The organism is Curtobacterium sp. MCPF17_003 (assembly GCF_003224385.1).
GTDB lineage: Bacteria > Actinomycetota > Actinomycetes > Actinomycetales > Microbacteriaceae > Curtobacterium > Curtobacterium flaccumfaciens.
Genome location: NZ_QKLC01000002.1, coordinates 1 through 17,226, shown reverse-complemented (window position 1 = coordinate 17,226; position 17,226 = coordinate 1). Strand labels below are relative to the sequence as shown.

The 17,226-nt window shown below is 71.0% G+C and carries 12 protein-coding genes and 1 tRNA gene; 12 read left to right on the top strand and 1 reads right to left on the bottom strand.

The window, feature by feature from the left end:
- Position 1 precedes the first annotated feature (1 nt).
- From trpC to DEJ30_RS02700, 8 genes are all read left to right on the top strand, one after another.
- Entirely contained in the window at positions 2 to 787 is a 786-nt protein-coding gene (gene trpC, locus DEJ30_RS02735; RefSeq protein ID WP_110859138.1) for an indole-3-glycerol phosphate synthase TrpC, read from the top strand.
- A 159-nt stretch (positions 788 to 946) separates the two neighbouring features.
- Positions 947 to 2,161, top strand: a complete 1,215-nt coding sequence (gene trpB / locus DEJ30_RS02730; protein WP_071244754.1) for a tryptophan synthase subunit beta — start codon at positions 947 to 949, stop codon at positions 2,159 to 2,161.
- Positions 2,158 to 2,952, top strand: a complete 795-nt coding sequence (gene trpA / locus DEJ30_RS02725; RefSeq protein ID WP_110858959.1) for a tryptophan synthase subunit alpha — start codon at positions 2,158 to 2,160, stop codon at positions 2,950 to 2,952. Before trpB ends, trpA begins: the two co-directional genes overlap by 4 nt.
- Positions 2,953 to 3,048: 96 nt before the next feature.
- Positions 3,049 to 4,035, top strand: a complete 987-nt coding sequence (gene lgt, locus DEJ30_RS02720) for a prolipoprotein diacylglyceryl transferase (protein WP_181419975.1) — start codon at positions 3,049 to 3,051, stop codon at positions 4,033 to 4,035.
- A 221-nt stretch (positions 4,036 to 4,256) separates the two neighbouring features.
- Complete coding sequence (gene gltB, locus DEJ30_RS02715) at positions 4,257 to 8,861, top strand: glutamate synthase large subunit (RefSeq protein WP_375231862.1); 4,605 nt, start codon at positions 4,257 to 4,259, stop codon at positions 8,859 to 8,861.
- Positions 8,854 to 10,311, top strand: coding sequence for a glutamate synthase subunit beta (locus DEJ30_RS02710; protein WP_110858958.1), 1,458 nt, complete (start codon positions 8,854 to 8,856; stop codon positions 10,309 to 10,311). The genes gltB and DEJ30_RS02710 overlap by 8 nt, the downstream gene beginning before the upstream one ends.
- Positions 10,312 to 10,451: 140 nt before the next feature.
- On the top strand, positions 10,452 to 11,897 hold the full coding sequence (pyk, locus tag DEJ30_RS02705; RefSeq protein ID WP_017887208.1) for a pyruvate kinase: 1,446 nt from the start codon (positions 10,452 to 10,454) through the stop codon (positions 11,895 to 11,897).
- A 130-nt stretch (positions 11,898 to 12,027) separates the two neighbouring features.
- Positions 12,028 to 13,122, top strand: a complete 1,095-nt coding sequence (locus DEJ30_RS02700) for a VIT1/CCC1 transporter family protein (protein ID WP_071244751.1) — start codon at positions 12,028 to 12,030, stop codon at positions 13,120 to 13,122.
- Positions 13,123 to 13,174: 52 nt separating this feature from the next.
- Here the strand turns inward: DEJ30_RS02700 and DEJ30_RS02695 are convergent, their stop codons facing one another.
- Positions 13,175 to 13,714 carry an HdeD family acid-resistance protein gene (locus DEJ30_RS02695; RefSeq protein ID WP_181419974.1) on the bottom strand — a complete coding sequence of 180 codons (540 nt, stop codon included), beginning with the start codon at positions 13,712 to 13,714 and terminating at the stop codon, positions 13,175 to 13,177.
- Between the two features lie 151 nt (positions 13,715 to 13,865).
- Between DEJ30_RS02695 and DEJ30_RS02690 the strand changes: the two genes are divergently transcribed.
- The 4 genes from DEJ30_RS02690 (at position 13,866) to DEJ30_RS02675 (ending at position 17,167) form a co-directional block, all read left to right on the top strand.
- On the top strand, positions 13,866 to 15,407 hold the full coding sequence (locus tag DEJ30_RS02690; protein ID WP_110858957.1) for an aldehyde dehydrogenase family protein: 1,542 nt from the start codon (positions 13,866 to 13,868) through the stop codon (positions 15,405 to 15,407).
- Positions 15,407 to 15,805: a DUF779 domain-containing protein gene (locus DEJ30_RS02685; protein ID WP_110858956.1), complete on the top strand. Its 399-nt coding sequence runs from the start codon at positions 15,407 to 15,409 to the stop codon at positions 15,803 to 15,805. The genes DEJ30_RS02690 and DEJ30_RS02685 overlap by 1 nt, the downstream gene beginning before the upstream one ends.
- 52 nt (positions 15,806 to 15,857) lie before the next feature.
- Complete coding sequence (locus DEJ30_RS02680) at positions 15,858 to 17,027, top strand: helix-turn-helix domain-containing protein (protein ID WP_181419973.1); 1,170 nt, start codon at positions 15,858 to 15,860, stop codon at positions 17,025 to 17,027.
- A 55-nt stretch (positions 17,028 to 17,082) separates the two neighbouring features.
- Positions 17,083 to 17,167: transfer RNA gene (locus DEJ30_RS02675), tRNA-Leu, on the top strand.
- The last annotated feature ends 59 nt before the right edge of the window (positions 17,168 to 17,226 follow it).

Sequence of the window (17,226 nt, the reverse complement as noted above, 5' to 3'; positions counted from 1 at the left end):
CGTGCTCGAGACCCTCGTCGCGGGCGCGCTCGAGGACGCCGCCGCCCGTCGTGTCGATCGTCCGTACTCGGACGTCGAACGCGACCTCGACCGGGTGGCGTCGCCGCTCGACGCCCTCGCGTTCCTCAGCCCGGGCGATCGGGTGAAGATCATCGCCGAGGTCAAGCGTGCCAGCCCGTCCCGCGGGTCGATGGCCGCGATCGCCGACCCGGCCGCCCTCGCCGCCGACTACGAGCGTGGCGGGGCCTCGACGATCAGCGTCCTGACCGAGGGCCGCAAGTTCCTCGGCAGCCTGGCCGACCTCGAAGCCGTGAAGGCCCGCGTCGGGGTCCCCGTGCTCCGCAAGGACTTCATCGCAGACCCGTACCAGGTGATCGAGGCCCGGGCGTCCGGAGCCGACGTCGTGCTGCTCATCGTGGCGGCGCTCGAACAGGCCCGCCTGGTCGAACTGCACACCCTGGCCGAAGAACTCGGCATGCGCGTGCTGGTCGAGGCGCACTCCGGTGACGAGGTCACGCGTGGCCTCGACGCCGGTGCCCGCATCCTCGGCGTCAACGCCCGTGACCTGACCGACTTCTCGCTCGACCGCGACCTGTTCGGGTCGCTCGCCGACCGCATCCCCGCCGGGGTCGTACGGGTCGCCGAGTCCGCGGTCTCCGGTCCGGCCGACGTCGCCCACTACCGTGCAGCGGGTGCCGACGTCGTGCTGGTCGGTGAAGCGCTCGTGACGGGCGACGACCCCGCCGCGACCCTGGCGTCGTTCGTCGACGCCGCCGACCAGGCCTGACCGGCCCACGGGCCCGCCGAATCGTGGCCCGATCCGCCCACGGTGCCGCCGAAGAGCGGCCTGACCCGCCAACGCATCGAGGCCGCCGACCGCGGCCGCACGTTCCACCCGTCCGACGCGGCCGACCGGCCGCGTCGGACTCGTCCCGGGAGACACATCGTGACCTCACTCCGCGACCTGCACGGCCCCTACTTCGGTGACTTCGGCGGACGCTTCGTCCCCGAGTCCCTCGTCCTCGCGCTCGACGAGCTCGAGGCCGCCTTCCGTCAGGCCTGGGCGGACCCGGCGTTCCGTGCGGAGCTCGACGAGCTGCAGCGTGACTACACCGGGCGCCCCTCGATCATCACCGAGGTGCCGCGGTTCGCGAAGCACGCCGGTGGTGCCCGGGTCATCCTGAAGCGTGAGGACCTGAACCACACCGGCTCCCACAAGATCAACAACGTCCTCGGCCAGGCCCTCGTCGCCCGTCGGCTCGGCAAGACCCGCCTGATCGCCGAGACCGGTGCCGGCCAGCACGGCGTCGCCACCGCGACCGCTGCCGCACTGTTCGGCATGGAGTGCGTCGTCTACATGGGCGCCGTCGACACCGAGCGACAGGCCCTCAACGTCGCCCGGATGCGCCTGCTGGGCGCCGAGGTGATCCCCGTCGAGACCGGTTCGCGCACCCTGAAGGACGCCATCAACGACGCCCTGCGCGACTGGGTCGCCAACGTCGAGTCGACGCACTACCTGCTCGGCACGGTCGCCGGTCCGCACCCGTTCCCCGAGATGGTGCGCGAGTTCCACAAGGTCATCGGCGAGGAAGCGCGGCAGCAGGTCCTCGACCGCGTCGGGCGCCTGCCGGACGCCGTCGCGGCCTGCGTCGGCGGCGGTTCGAACGCGATGGGCATCTTCGAGGCGTTCCTCGACGACGAGTCCGTCGCGCTGCACGGCTTCGAGGCCGGCGGCGACGGCGTCGAGACCGGTCGCCACGCGGCGAGCATCACGCTCGGTCGCGAGGGCGTGCTGCAGGGCGCGAAGTCGTACCTGATGCAGGACGAGGACGGCCAGACGATCGAGAGCCACAGCATCTCCGCCGGACTCGACTACCCGAGCGTCGGACCGGAGCACGCGTACCTGGCGTCGATCGGCCGCGCGAAGTACCAGCCGATCACCGACACCGAGGCGATGGAGGCGTTCCGACTGCTGAGCCAGACCGAGGGCATCATCCCGGCGATCGAGTCGTCCCACGCCCTCGCCGGTGCGATGAAGCTCGGCAAGGAGCTCGGCCCCGAGGGCGTCGTGCTCGTGAACCTGTCCGGCCGGGGTGACAAGGACGTCGCGTCCGCCAGTCGCTACTTCGGCATCCTCGACGAGAACGCGGTGCAGCTGTGACCACGAACCGGACCGTCGCCACGACGATCGACACCGCCAACGCCGAGCGCGCCGGAGCCGTCGTCGGCTACCTGCCCGCCGGGTACCCGAACCTGCAGACCAGCGTCGACGCCGCCGTCGCCCTCGCCGAGAACGGCGTGGACGTCATCGAGTTCGGCCTGCCGTACTCCGACCCGGTGATGGACGGCCCCGTGATCCAGCGGGCGGCCGAGGAGAGCCTGGCGAACGGCTTCCGGGTCGCACAGGTCTTCGATGCCGTGCAGCAGATCACCGAGCGGGCCGACGTGCCGGTGCTCGTCATGACCTACTGGAACCCGGTGCTGCGCTACGGCGTGGACCGTTTCGCGGACGACCTCGTCGCCGCCGGTGCCGCCGGCCTGATCACGCCCGACCTCATCCCCGACGAGGCCTCCGCGTGGACCGAGGCCTCCGAGCGGACCGGGCTCGACCGGGTCTTCCTCGCCGCACCGTCCTCGTCCGACGAGCGCATGCGCCAGGCGGTCCAGGCCAGCCGTGGGTTCGTCTACGCCGTCTCCACGATGGGTGTGACCGGTGCACGGGCCGGGGTCGACGTCGCCGCTCGCACGGTGGTGTCGCGCCTGCGCGACGCCGGGGTCGAGCGCACCTGCGTGGGTCTCGGGATCTCGACGGCCGAGCAGGTCGGCGAGGTGCTCGAGTACGCCGACGGTGCCATCGTCGGGTCCGCGTTCGTCCGCGCGCTGGCCGACCTCGGTGTGCAGGGTGTGGCCGACCGTGCCGCCGACCTCTCCACCGGCGCCCGCCGCCGCTAGTCCAGTTCCTGTCGGGCCCGCGACCCGCGCTACAGTGAGCGAGGCCGACGCCACGTCGACCGCGCCCCGTCAGTTCCGAAAGGCGACAGCACCTCCATGCCCCTCCTGAGCATCCCGAGCCCGAGCACCGCCTGGCAGTACTTCGACCTGACCGCCTGGCTCCGCGACGCGTTCGGCTGGTCGCTGCCCCTCGACTTCCGCATCCACGCGTACGCGATCTGCATCCTGATCGGGATCGTGGCCGCGGTCGTCCTGGCGAACCGCCGACTCAACGCCCGCGGCGTCGAGCGCTGGATCATCATCGACATCGCGATCTGGGCCGTGCCCGCCGGCATCATCGGCGGTCGCCTCTTCCACGTGTTCACCCACGTGTCCGACTACTTCGGCCCCGGCATCGACCCGCTGTCCTTCCTGTACATCTGGGAGGGCGGGCTCGCCATCTTCGGCGCGCTCATCCTCGGGTCGGTCGGCGCGTGGATCGGCTGCCGCCAGGTGGGCCTGCGGTTCACGTCGTTCATCGACGCCGTCGTGCCGGGCGTCCTGCTCGCGCAGGCCTTCGGCCGCCTGGGCAACTACTTCAACCAGGAGCTCTTCGGCATGCCGACGAGCCTGCCCTGGGGCCTCGAGATCGACTCGAGCAACGCCGCGTTCCCGAAGGGCCTGCCCGAGGGCACGCTGTTCCACCCGACGTTCCTGTACGAGATCATCTGGAACGTCCTCGGTGTCGTCGTCATCCTGTTCCTGGCGCGCAAGTTCACGCTGCAGTGGGGCAAGGTCCTCGGTCTGTACCTGATCTGGTACGGCGCAGGACGCTCGGTGCTCGAGTCCATCCGCGTCGACACGAGCGAGACCTTCTTCGGCGTCCGCACCAACGTGTGGGTCGCCCTCGCCGCGGTCGTCATCGGCATCCTGATCTTCGTGGTGCAGAGCCGTCGGCACACCGGCAAGGAGCCGAGCCCGTACCTGCCGGGGCGCGAGCCCCGTCCGAGGTCCGTTGTAGACTCGGACGACACCTTCTCGGAGCACGACGACGACGCAGCAGACGGCGTCACGAGCGACGATCCGGTCACGACCACTCGCTGATCGCGTCGCGGAGACACCCCCTCCCGACCACCACCGGTGACGCGCAGCAGCACCACCAGCAGCACCAGACGGCCCCCGCCACAAGCGGGGCCCAGCAACCTCGCCGGCCGGCAGGGCAACTCACTGACGGCGGGCACGGGCACCAGTCCCGCCCGCTCGGGCGGAACGCACCACCGGGCCACCGCTGTCCCTGTTCCACTTCCTCGTGAGGACGGTTCCCCATGGCGCTCCAGCCAACCCAGCCCTCGGCACCGACGAGCCTCGTGCCGCCGCACCGCCGTTTCTCCGCGATCCCGGACGCCACGGGCATGTACGACCCGGCGAACGAGAAGGACGCATGCGGGCTCGCGATGGTCGCGACCCTGCGCGGCACGCCCGGTCACGACATCGTCGACGCGGCGCTCGGTGCGCTCCGGAACCTCGAGCACCGCGGTGCCGTGGGCTCCGACGCGGGCACCGGTGACGGCGCGGGCATCCTGTGCCAGGTGCCCGACGAGTTCCTGCGGGCCGTCGTGCCCTTCGAGCTGCCGGCAGCGGGGGAGTACGCCGTCGGCACCGCCTACCTGCCCCTGGACGACGACGCGCGCCACGCGGTGAAGGGCGCCGTCGAGCGGCTCGCCCGTGAAGAGGGCCTGAAGGTCCTCGGGTGGCGCGAGGTCCCGGTGCGTCCGGAGGTCCTCGGCACGCTGGCCCGTGCCGCGATGCCGGCCTTCGAACAGCTCTTCGTCGCCTCCATCCGGCACGACGTGCACGGTGCGTCGTGGAGCGGCATCGCGCTGGACCGCCAGGCCTTCCGGCTCCGCAAGCGCGCCGAGCACGACAACGACCTCTACTTCATGTCGCTGTCGAGCCGCACCATGGTCTACAAGGGCATGGTCACGACGCTGCAGCTCGAACCGTTCTACCCGGACCTCAGCGACGAGCGCTTCGCCTCGAAGCTCGCGATCGTGCACTCGCGCTACTCCACCAACACGTTCCCGTCGTGGCCGCTCGCGCAGCCGTTCCGGACGATCGCCCACAACGGCGAGATCAACACGGTGCGCGGCAACCGCAACTGGATGCGCGCCCGCCAGTCGCAGCTCGAGAGCGAACTGCTCGGCGACATGGCCCCGCTGCTGCCCATCGTGAGCCCGGGGGCGAGCGACTCGGCCTCGTTCGACGAGGTCCTCGAGCTGCTGACCCTGACCGGCCGGACCCTGCCGCACGCCGTGTCGATGATGGTTCCCGAGGCGTGGGAGAACCAGGTCGGGATGGACCCGGACCTCCGCGCGTTCTACGAGTACCACTCGATGCTCATGGAGCCGTGGGACGGCCCCGCCGCGATCACCTTCACCGACGGCTCGCTCGTCGGCGCCACCCTCGACCGCAACGGCCTGCGCCCCGGACGCTTCCTGGTCACGGACGACGGCCTCATCGTGATGGGCTCCGAGACCGGGGTCATCGACGTGCCGGCCGCCAAGGTCGTGCGCAAGGGGCGTCTGCGTCCGGGCCGGATGTTCCTGGTGGACACCGAGGCCGGCCGCATCATCGAGGACGACGAGGTCAAGCGCGAGCTCGCCGCCTCGGGTCCGTGGGGCGACTGGCTCGAAGCCGGCCGCATCAACCTCAACGACCTGCCGGAGCGCGAGCACATCGTGCACACCCCGGCCTCGGTCACCCGTCGTCAGCGCGCGTTCGGGTACACCGAAGAAGAGGTCAGGATCCTGCTGCGCCCGATGGCGGCAGCGGGAGCCGAGCCCCTCGGCGCGATGGGCTCGGACACCCCGATCGCCGTGCTGTCGGAGCGTCCGCGCCTGCTCTTCGACTACTTCACGCAGCAGTTCGCGCAGGTGACCAACCCGCCGCTCGACTCGATCCGCGAGCAGGTCATCACCTCGATGGGGATGGGGCTCGGTCCGGAGCGCAACCTGCTCTCCGCCGGTCCCGAGCACGCGAAGCAGATCACGCTCGACTTCCCGGTGATCGACAACGACCAGCTCGCCAAGGTGCAGCACTTCGAGACCGAGTCGGGTCGCCACCTGACCGTCACGATCAAGGGCCTGTACCGCGTCGACGCCGGCAAGAAGGCGATGCAGAAGCGCATCGCTGCCGTGTGCGACGAGGTCGACGCCGCGATCGAGTCCGGCAAGCAGTTCATCGTGCTGTCCGACCGCGACGGCAACTCCGAGCAGGCACCGGTGCCGAGCCTCCTGCTCCTCGCCGCGGTCCACCACCACCTGATCCGCACCGAACAGCGCATGAAGGTCGGGCTCATCGTCGAGGCCGGCGACGTGCGTGAGGTCCACCACGTGGCGACCCTCATCGGGTACGGCGCCTCGGCGATCAACCCGTACCTGGCGATGGAGACCTGCGAGAACCTGGTGCGCGCCGGCATGATCCCCGGGATCACTCCGGAGCAGGCCGTCAAGAACGTCATCAAGGCGCTCGGCAAGGGCGTGCTGAAGATCATGTCGAAGATGGGCATCTCCACGGTGTCCAGCTACGCCGGTGCGCAGGCGTTCGAGGCCGTCGGGCTCAGCCAGGAGTTCGTCGACAAGTACTTCACGGGCACCTCGTCGATCCTGGGCGGCGTCGACATCGACGTCATCGCCAAGGAGAACGCCGAGCGGCACGCCCAGGCGTACCCGCAGGACGGCGCGGTGCTCTCCCACGAGCGACTGCAGATCGGCGGCGAGTACCAGTGGCGCCGTCAGGGCCCGCCGCACCTGTTCAACCCGGACACGGTGTTCCGCCTGCAGCACGCCACGCGTGCTCGCCGGTACGACATCTTCCGCGAGTACTCGAGCGCCGTGGACGACCAGTCCGAGCAGCTCATGACGCTCCGCGGGCTGTTCCGCTTCAAGCAGGGCACGCGGAAGCCCATCGCACTCGACGAGGTCGAGTCGATCGAGTCGATCGTCAAGCGGTTCAACACCGGTGCGATGTCCTACGGGTCCATCTCGAAGGAAGCCCACGAGACGCTCGCCATCGCGATGAACCGACTCGGCGGTCGCTCGAACACGGGCGAGGGCGGCGAGGACGTCGACCGGCTGCTCGACCCCGAGCGCCGCAGCGCGATCAAGCAGGTCGCCTCCGGCCGCTTCGGCGTGACGAGCATGTACCTCACGCACGCCACCGACATCCAGCTCAAGATGGCGCAGGGTGCGAAGCCCGGCGAGGGCGGTCAGCTGCCCCCGGCGAAGGTCTACCCGTGGGTGGCCCGCACCCGGCACGCCACCGCGGGCGTCGGCCTCATCTCGCCGCCGCCGCACCACGACATCTACTCCATCGAGGACCTCAAGCAGCTGATCTTCGACGTCAAGCGCGCCAACCCGGCTGCCCGCGTCCACGTGAAGCTCGTGAGCCAGTCCGGCATCGGTGCGGTCGCGGCCGGCGTGACGAAGGCCCTGGCCGACGTCGTGCTCGTGTCCGGCCACGACGGCGGCACCGGCGCGAGCCCGCTGAACTCGCTCAAGCACGCCGGCACCCCGTGGGAGATCGGCCTGGCCGAGACCCAGCAGACGCTCATGCTGAACGGCATGCGCGACCGCGTGGTCGTGCAGGTGGACGGGCAGATGAAGACCGGGCGCGACGTCGTCGTGGCCGCGTTGCTCGGTGCCGAGGAGTACGGCTTCGCGACCGCCCCGCTCGTGGTCGAGGGCTGCATCCTGATGCGCGTCTGCCACCTGGACACCTGCCCGGTCGGCGTCGCCACGCAGAACCCCGAGCTCCGCAAGCGGTTCTCCGGCAAGCCCGAGTTCGTCGTGAACTTCTTCGAGTTCATCGCGCAAGAGGTCCGCGAGCTCCTCGCCGAGCTCGGCTTCCGCACCCTCGACGAGGCGATCGGGCAGACCGACGTGCTCGACGTCGACCGTGCCGTCGAGCACTGGAAGGCCTCGGGGCTCGACCTCGCGCCGGTGCTCAAGGGACCGCACTTCGACGACGCGGAACCGCGCCGTCACCACCGTGAGCAGGACCACGAGCTGGACCAGCACTTCGACGTGCAGCTCATCCAGCAGACAGCGGACGTGCTCGACCACGGCGGTTCGATCGCGCTCGACCTGCCCATCCGCAACACCGAGCGTGCCGTCGGCACCATGCTCGGCCACCAGGTGACCCTGCGGCACGGCGAACACGGTCTGCCGAACGGTTCGATCGACGTGACGCTGCGCGGTTCCGCCGGGCAGTCGCTCGGCGCGTTCCTGCCGGCGGGCATCACGCTGCGGCTGATCGGCGACAGCAACGACTACGTCGGCAAGGGGCTCTCCGGCGGCCAGATCGTCGTCCGCCCCGACGCCGGTTCGGGCTTCGACCCCGCCGAGAACGTCATCGCCGGCAACGTCATCGGGTACGGCGCCACCCAGGGCAGCATGTTCATCCGCGGCATCGTGGGCGAGCGGTTCCTGGTGCGGAACTCCGGTGCCACGGCCGTCGTCGAGGGCGTGGGGGACCACGCGCTCGAGTACATGACGGGCGGGCTCGCGCTCATCCTCGGCGAGACCGGCCGGAACCTCGGTGCCGGCATGTCCGGTGGCACGGCGTACGTCCGTGGGCTCCGCGAGGAGCACGTGAACACCGACGCCCTGGCGTCCGGCGAACTCCGGCTCGAGGCGCTCGACAGCGCCGACGTCGAGATCGTCACCGACCTGCTCACCCGGCACGCCGACGAGACGGGGTCGACGCTCGCGTCCGACCTGCTGGCGTCCGGAGACCTGAGCGACTTCGTCAAGGTGCTGCCGCGCGACTACGCGGCGGTGCTCGAGACGCGCAGACAGGCCGTCGACGAGGGGCTCGACCCCGACGGTGACATCGTTTGGAACAGGATCATGGAGGTGACCGGTGGCTGACCCCAAGGGATTCCTGAAGGTCCAGGAACGCGAACTCCCGCCCCGGCGACCCGTGCCCGTGCGGCTCATGGACTGGAAAGAGGTCTACGAGCAGCAGGAGTCCGGTGTCCTGAAGCGCCAGGCCGGCCGCTGCATGGACTGCGGCGTGCCGTTCTGCCACCAGGGCTGCCCGCTCGGCAACCTGATCCCGGAGTGGAACGACCTGACGTGGCGCGGTGAGGGCCGGCAGGCGATCGAGCGCCTGCACGAGACGAACAACTTCCCGGAGTTCACGGGTCGGCTCTGCCCCGCGCCGTGCGAGTCGTCGTGCGTACTCGGCATCAACCAGCCCCCGGTGACGATCAAGCAGGTCGAGGTCTCGATCATCGACCAGGCGTTCCAGAACGGCTGGGTCACGCCCCACCCGCCGGAGCGCCTGACGGGCAAGACCGTCGCCGTCGTGGGCTCCGGCCCCGCCGGGCTCGCCGCCGCGCAGCAGCTCACGCGTGCCGGCCACACGGTGGCCGTCTACGAGCGGGACGACCGCATCGGCGGCCTGCTCCGCTACGGCATCCCGGACTTCAAGATGGAGAAGCGCCAGATCGACGCGCGTCTCGCCCAGATGCAGGCCGAGGGCACCCGGTTCCGTGCCGGGGTCGAGATCGGTAGGGACATCACCTGGGACGACCTGAAGTCACGCTACGACGCGGTCGTCGTCGCCACCGGTGCCACGGTGCCGCGCGACCTGCCGATCCCGGGGCGCGACCTCGAGGGCGTGCACTTCGCCATGGACTACCTGGTCCAGCAGAACAAGGCGAACGCGGGCACGACGGTCGACAACCAGATCACGGCCGAGGGCAAGCACGTCGTCGTCATCGGCGGCGGCGACACCGGCGCGGACTGCATCGGCACCGCTCACCGCCAGGGTGCGTTGAGCGTGACGAACCTGGCGATCGGCAAGCAGCCGCCGCTCGAGCGTCCGTCCGACCAGCCGTGGCCGATGTTCCCGACCGTGTTCGAGATCACGAGCGCCCACGAAGAGGGCGGCGAGCGGCACTTCCTCGCCTCCACCGTCGAGTTCCTGTCGAACGACGCCGGCGAGGTCCGTGCGCTGCGGGTCGCCGAGACCGAGTACCTCGACGGCCGACGGGTCCCGAAGGCGGGCAGCGAGCGGGAGATCCCGGCCGACCTCGTCCTCATCGCGATGGGCTTCACCGGCCCCGAGTCGGACACGATCGAGCCGCAGCTCGGTCTGCCGACCACGGTCTCCGGGGCGCTCGACCGCCGTGCCGACTACGCGACCAACGAGGCCGGCGTGTTCGTCGCCGGCGACGCGGGTCGTGGGCAGTCGCTCATCGTGTGGGCGATCGCCGAGGGCCGTGCCGCGGCCGCCCAGGTCGACGAGTACCTCGAGGGCTCCACGATCCTGCCGGCACCGGTCAAGGCGACCGACCGGGCGATCTCCGTCTGATGTCGGCGATCCACCAGATGCTCACGCTCCCGTGAGCGCGAGGCCACCAGCACTCGGTAGGGTGCTGGTGGCCTCGCTTCGTTCCGCGCGGCCCCACAGCGCGGAAACCCAAGCTCCATCCACCACCACGAAGGAATCCATTGAGACGCGCAAAGATCGTTTCGACGCTCGGACCGGCAACGTCGGACTACGAGACCGTCAAGGAGATCATCGAAGCGGGCGTCGACGTCGCCCGCCTCAACCTCAGCCACGGTGACTACAGCGTCCACGAGGCCAACTACGTCAACGTCCGTCGTGCCGCCGAAGAACTCGGCAAGCCCGTCGCGATCCTCGTCGACCTGCAGGGTCCGAAGATCCGTCTGGCTCGGTTCGCCGACGGCCCGCACGACCTGGCGGTCGGTGACATCTTCACCATCACGACCGAGGACGTCCCCGGCTCGAAGGAGATCTGCGGCACGACGTTCAAGGGCCTGCCGCAGGACGTCAAGCCCGGCGACCCCCTGCTCATCGACGACGGCCGTGTCCGCCTCCGTGTCCTCGACACCGACGGCGTGCGGGTCCGCACCGAGGTCGTCGTCCCCGGCACGGTGTCCAACAACAAGGGCATCAACCTGCCCGGTGTCGCCGTCAACGTCCCCGCGCTGAGCGAGAAGGACGAGGCCGACCTGCGCTGGGCGATCCGCCAGGGCGCCGACCTCATCGCGCTGTCGTTCGTGCGCAACGCGAGCGACGTCGTGCGCGCCCACGAGATCATGGACGAAGAGGGCAAGCGCCTGCCGGTCATCGCCAAGGTCGAGAAGCCCCAGGCCGTCGACGCGCTCGAGGAGATCATCGACGCCTTCGACAGCATCATGGTCGCCCGCGGTGACCTCGGCGTCGAGCTCCCGCTCGAGGCCGTCCCGATCGTGCAGAAGCGCGCCGTCGAGCTGTCCCGCCGCATGGCGAAGCCGGTCATCGTCGCGACGCAGATGCTCGAGTCGATGATCTCGTCGCCGATCCCCACCCGCGCCGAGACGTCCGACGTCGCCAACGCCGTCCTCGACGGTGCCGACGCGGTCATGCTGTCCGGTGAGACGAGCGTCGGTGAGTACCCGGTGCAGACCGTCCGCACCATGGCCCGCATCGTCGAGTCCACCGAGGACCACGGTCTCGAGCGCATCGCCCCGCTCGGCACCAAGCCGCGCACCCTCGGCGGAGCGATCACCCTCGCCGCCGTCGAGATCGCCGAGTTCACCGAGGCGTCGTACCTCTGCGTCTTCACGGAGTCCGGCGACTCGGCCCGCCGCATGTCGCGCCTGCGCCACGGTCTGCCGATCATCGCCTTCACCCCGAACGAGGCCACGCGCCGCCGGATGGCCCTCACGTGGGGTGTCCGTTCGTTCCTGGTGGAGCGGAAGACCCACACCGACGAGCTCTTCTCGCAGGTGGACGACGTCCTCCTCGAGAACGGCCTGGCCGCCCCCGGCGACCGCGTCATCGTGACGGCCGGGTCCCCTCCCGGCATCGAGGGCTCGACGAACGACCTGCGCGTGCACCGGGTGGGCGACGCCCACGCCGAGGCCGCGCCGGCGTACGTCCGGGACTGATCCCGAGGCTCCGTCGCCACCAGGGCGCGGACTGGAGGCCCGGTGCGAGCAGCGCCGACCGCTTCCGGTCCGCGCCCTGCCGCGTCTCCACGGCCCTGGTGGTGACCGGACGTCGGCCGCAGGCGGCAGGATGGTCGCTGTGAGCCTCCGATCCGACACCCCGGCGCCGCGCGCCGACGTCCGCCGCTGGCGTCGCTACCTGGCCGACGAACGTGCCGAGGCGGCCGTGTACCGCAACCTCGCTGCCCGCCGTTCCGGCGAGGAGCGCGAGATCCTCGCCGCGCTGGCCGAGGCCGAGGGACGGCACGCCGACCACTGGCTCGACCTGCTCGGCGACGACGTCGGACGGCCGCAGCGGGGGAGCCTGCGCACCCGGGTGCTCGCCGTGCTGGCCAAGCGGTTCGGGTCGGTCTTCGTCCTCGCGCTCATGCAGCGCGCCGAGGACCGCTCGCCGTACGCCGACGACTCGGACGCGACCGCGCGGATGGCCGCCGACGAGCGGATCCACGGCGAGGTCGTGCGCGGGCTCGCGAACCGTGGCCGGATGCGGCTGTCCGGCACGTTCCGGGCGGCGGTGTTCGGCGCGAACGACGGCCTGGTGTCCAACCTGGCGCTCATCATCGGCATCAGCGCTTCGGGGGCCGACCGGCACTTCGTGCTGCTGAGCGGCATCGCCGGCCTGCTGGCCGGTGCGTTGTCGATGGGGGCGGGGGAGTACGTCTCCGTCCGGTCGCAGCGCGAACTGCTCGAGGCGTCCGCGCCCCATCCCGAGGCCGGCAGGGCGGTGTCGGACCTCGACGTCGACGCGAACGAGCTCGCCCTGGTCTACCGGGCGCGCGGGATGTCCGAGGCCGAGGCGACCGAGCACGCTGCGCAGGTGCTGTCCGGCATCGGTGAGCGGCGGCCGGCGACCGGTTCCACCGCGGTCGCCGACGACCACGAGGCGGTCGGCACCGGGCTGAGCGCCGCGGTGTCGAGCTTCTGCTTCTTCGCCTCGGGCGCGATCATCCCGGTGCTGCCGTTCCTGTTCGGCATGCAGGGGTGGCCGGCCATCGCGGTGGCCGGCGGGCTGGTGGGCATCGCCCTGCTCGGCACCGGTGCCGTCGTCGGCGTGCTGAGCGGAGCGTCTCCCGGCAAGCGGGCCTTCCGGCAGCTCGCCATCGGGTTCGGTGCGGCGATCGTCACCTACGCACTCGGGCTGCTCTTCGGCACCGGGTCGGCCTAGCGGCGGACGGCAGGGGCGCCGCGGTCGAGCAGCGGACGGCGGCGCTCGGCGGCTAGCGGCGGACGGCAGCGCGCGGCGGCAGGAGCAGCAGGGCCGCGGCCCCGACGACGATGAGCGCGATGCCGGCGAAGACCATGAAGACGGTCAGCGCGAGTCCGGGCGCGACGAGCACGACGATGCCCCCGATGATGGACAGCACGCCGCTGACGATCGTCGGGACGCGTGACGATCCCGGGTGGCCGACGAAGCCGCCGACGATCGCGGCGACCCCCTCGATCAGGAACCCGACCCCGGCGAGCACGGCGTAGACGACGAGCGGGATCGCCGGGTCGAGCAGCGTCACGAGCCCCGCGACCGCGACCAGACCGCCGACGATGCCGGACGTCCACCGCCACACCGGCCGGGTGCCGTGGCCCCGCACCGCGGCGAAGACGCGCAGTGCCCCGGCCACGACGAGGTACACGCCGAACAGCAGCGCCACGAGCACGAGCGACGGGCGGGGCCAGACGATGGCCACGATGCCCAGTGCGATGGCGACGACCGCGGTGACGACGACGAACACCCGGAACGTCCTGACTGCACGAGAATCCACGAGCGCTCCTCCCTGATCGCCAGCGCTGGTGTCCAGAACGCTACCCGTCCGAGCCCCGGGCCGTGCAACGACCTGCAACCCCCGCGGTCGTACCGTGCGGAGCAGGCGCGCGACCCGTGCGCCCCGACAGCGTCGTCGAAAGGGCACCACCATGACCATCGCACCCTCGCCCACCAGCTACGCCGCACCCGGCGAGCCCGGCTCCCTGGTCGAGTACCGATCCCGGTACGACCACTTCATCGGCGGCGAGTACGTGCCGTCCGCCAGCGGGCAGTACTTCGAGAACCCGACGCCCGTCACGGGCAAGGTGTTCACCGAGGTGGCCCGCGGCGACTCGACGGACGTCGACCGCGCCGTCGCCGCCGCCTGGAAGGCGTTCCCGGCCTGGGGCCGGACGAGCGCGGCCGAGCGCGCTGTCATCCTCAACAAGATCGCGGACCGCATGGAGGAGCACCTCGAGGTGCTCGCCGTCGCCGAGACGTGGGAGAACGGCAAGCCGATCCGCGAGACCCTCGGCGCGGACATCCCGCTCGCGATCGACCACTTCCGGTACTTCGCCGGGGCGATCCGTGCGCAGGAGGGGTCCGCCGGCGAGATCGACCACGACACCGTGGCCTACCACTTCCACGAACCGCTCGGCGTCGTCGGGCAGATCATCCCGTGGAACTTCCCGATCCTGATGGCGGTCTGGAAGCTCGCCCCGGCCCTCGCCGCCGGCAACTGCGTCGTGCTGAAGCCCGCCGAGCAGACCCCGGCGTCCATCCACGTGCTCGTCGAGCTCATCCGCGACCTGCTGCCCGCCGGGGTGCTCAACGTCGTCAACGGCTTCGGCATCGAGGTCGGCGCACCGCTCGCGCAGCACCCGGACATCCGGAAGATCGCCTTCACGGGGGAGACCACCACCGGGCGGCTGATCATGCAGTACGCCTCGCGGAGCCTCATCCCGGTGACGCTCGAGCTCGGCGGCAAGAGCCCGAACGTGTTCTTCCCCGACGTGGCGGCCGAGAAGGACTCCTTCTACGACAAGGCGCTCGAGGGCTTCACGTTCTTCAACCTGAACCAGGGCGAGGTCTGCACGTGTCCGTCCCGGGCACTGGTGGCGGAGGAGATCTACGACGGGTTCGTCGCCGACGGCCTGGAACGCGTCCGTGCCGTCAAGCAGGGGCACCCCCTCGACCTGTCCACGATGATCGGCGCCCAGGCGTCGAACGACCAGCTCGAGAAGATCCTGAGCTACATCGACATCGGCAAGCAGGAGGGTGCGACGCTCCTGACCGGGGGTGAACGCGCGGACCTGGGCGGTGAACTCTCGGGCGGCTACTACGTCACCCCGACGGTGTTCGAGGGCGACAACTCGATGCGGATCTTCCAGGAGGAGATCTTCGGGCCCGTGCTCGCCCTGACGTCCTTCAGCGGCTACGACGACGCGATCGCCACGGCCAACGACACCCTGTACGGGCTCGGCGCCGGGGTGTGGAGCCGTGACGTCACGACCCTGTACCGCGCCGGACGTGACATCCAGGCCGGGCGGGTGTGGTCGAACACCTACCACCAGTACCCGGCGGGTGCGGCCTTCGGCGGCTACAAGCAGTCCGGCATCGGGCGCGAGAACCACAAGATGATGCTCGACCACTACCAGCAGACGAAGAACCTGCTCGTCTCCTACGCCGACGGGCCGATGGGCTTCTTCTGATGCCCGACACGGCACGCGTCGCGGCGACCCCGGCGGCGGGGGAGCTCCTGCGCACCCTCACCACCCGGCACGGCCCGCTGATGTTCCACCAGTCCGGCGGCTGCTGCGACGGCTCGAGCCCGATGTGCTACCCCGTCGGCATGTTCCGGACCGGCCCGGGGGACGTCCTGCTCGGCGCGTTGCAGGTCGACGGGCTGGACCCGGTCGAGGTCTACATGTCGGTGTCGCAGTTCCAGTACTGGAAGTACACGCACCTGACGATCGACGTCGTCGACGGCCGGGGCGGCGGGTTCTCGGTCGAGGTCCCCGAGGGCAAACGGTTCCTCACCCGGTCGCGGATGTTCGACGACGCCGAGCTCGCCGATCTCGGCCTGGTCCCGCGGGTGGCCCGGACGTAGGCTGATGGCGCGCGTCGCGACGGAGCGGCGGGTGGGGTCGATCGGAGGACGCATGCGTGCACCCGGTCGGCTCCGCCCGCTCGTCGCCGCGTCGTGGCAGCGGTCCGCCCGGGTCGACCCCGACGCCGCCCCGGTCCTCGCCCTCGGCGACGAGGAACTCGATGCCGTCCGGCACGACGGCCCCATCGCCACCCTGCTGCCGGTGGTCCGTCGGCTGCTGCTCGACGACTCCCGCTCGGCCGGGTGCGTCGTCGCCGTCGCGGACGCCGCGGGTCGTCTCGTCTGGGTCGACGGTGCCCGCTCCACGCGTCGCGCCGCCGAGGACATGGGCTTCGTCCCCGGAGCCGACTGGTCGGAGGACCGCATCGGCACCAGCGCGCCCGGCACGGCACTGCGCCTGGACCGTCCGGTGCAGATCCGCTCCGATGAGCACTACGCGAACGCCGTCAAGCCCTTCTCGTGCACCGCCGTCCCGGTGCACGACGCGAGCGGCGCCACCGTCGGGGTGCTCGACCTGACGGGCGACGACCGCGCAGTCGAACGGCACACGCTGTCGCTGCTCGCCGCCACGGTCGCCGCAGCCGAGGCCCAGCTCGCCCTGGCCGCGGTCCGCCCACCGGTGCGGACACCCGGCGTGCCGTCGGCCGAGCTGACCGTGCTCGGTACCGACACCGCCGTGCTCCGGATCGCCGACCGCCGGGTCGAGCTGTCCGCCCGGCACTCCGAACTGCTCGTCGTGCTCGCCGCGCACCCCGCCGGCCTCGCGGCGACCGACCTCGCCGCCGCCGTCTACGGAGACCCGGGCTCGGTCGTCACCCTGCGCGCCGAGGTCGTCCGGCTGCGCCGGGTCCTCGCGCAGCACGCCCCGGACGTGACCGTGACGTCGCGGCCGTACCGGGTGACCGGGGTCCGGACCGACGTCGACGGCGTGCTGTCCGCGCTCGAACGCGGGGCGCGCCTCCAGGCCGTCGACCGGTACGCCGGACCGGTCCTGCCGGGCTCCGCCGCACCCGGCGTCGACGCTGTCCGTGACCTGGTGCGGCTGCGGTTCCGCGAGTCGGTCGTCGCCGACGGCGGCGTCGACGCCCTGCTCGCGTGGGCGCGCACCCCGGACGGTGCGACCGACGCGCTCGTGCTCCGCGCGCTGCTCGCGGTGCTGCCGCGGCGGTCGCCGCGACGGGCTGGTCTCGTGGCGGCGATCGAGGCGCTCGAGGGCTCCTGAGACGGTCGACGACGGGCCGGGAGGCGCGGGTCGGGCTGGTAGTGTTGGCCTCCTCGCGAGTGTGGTGGAATCGGCAGACACGGGGCACTCAAAATGCTCTGCCTCACGGCGTGCGGGTTCAAGTCCCGCCACTCGTACCAAGATGCTCACGGCGTGCGGGGCAGCACCGATCCGCGTCCCGCCACTCGTACCAAGATGC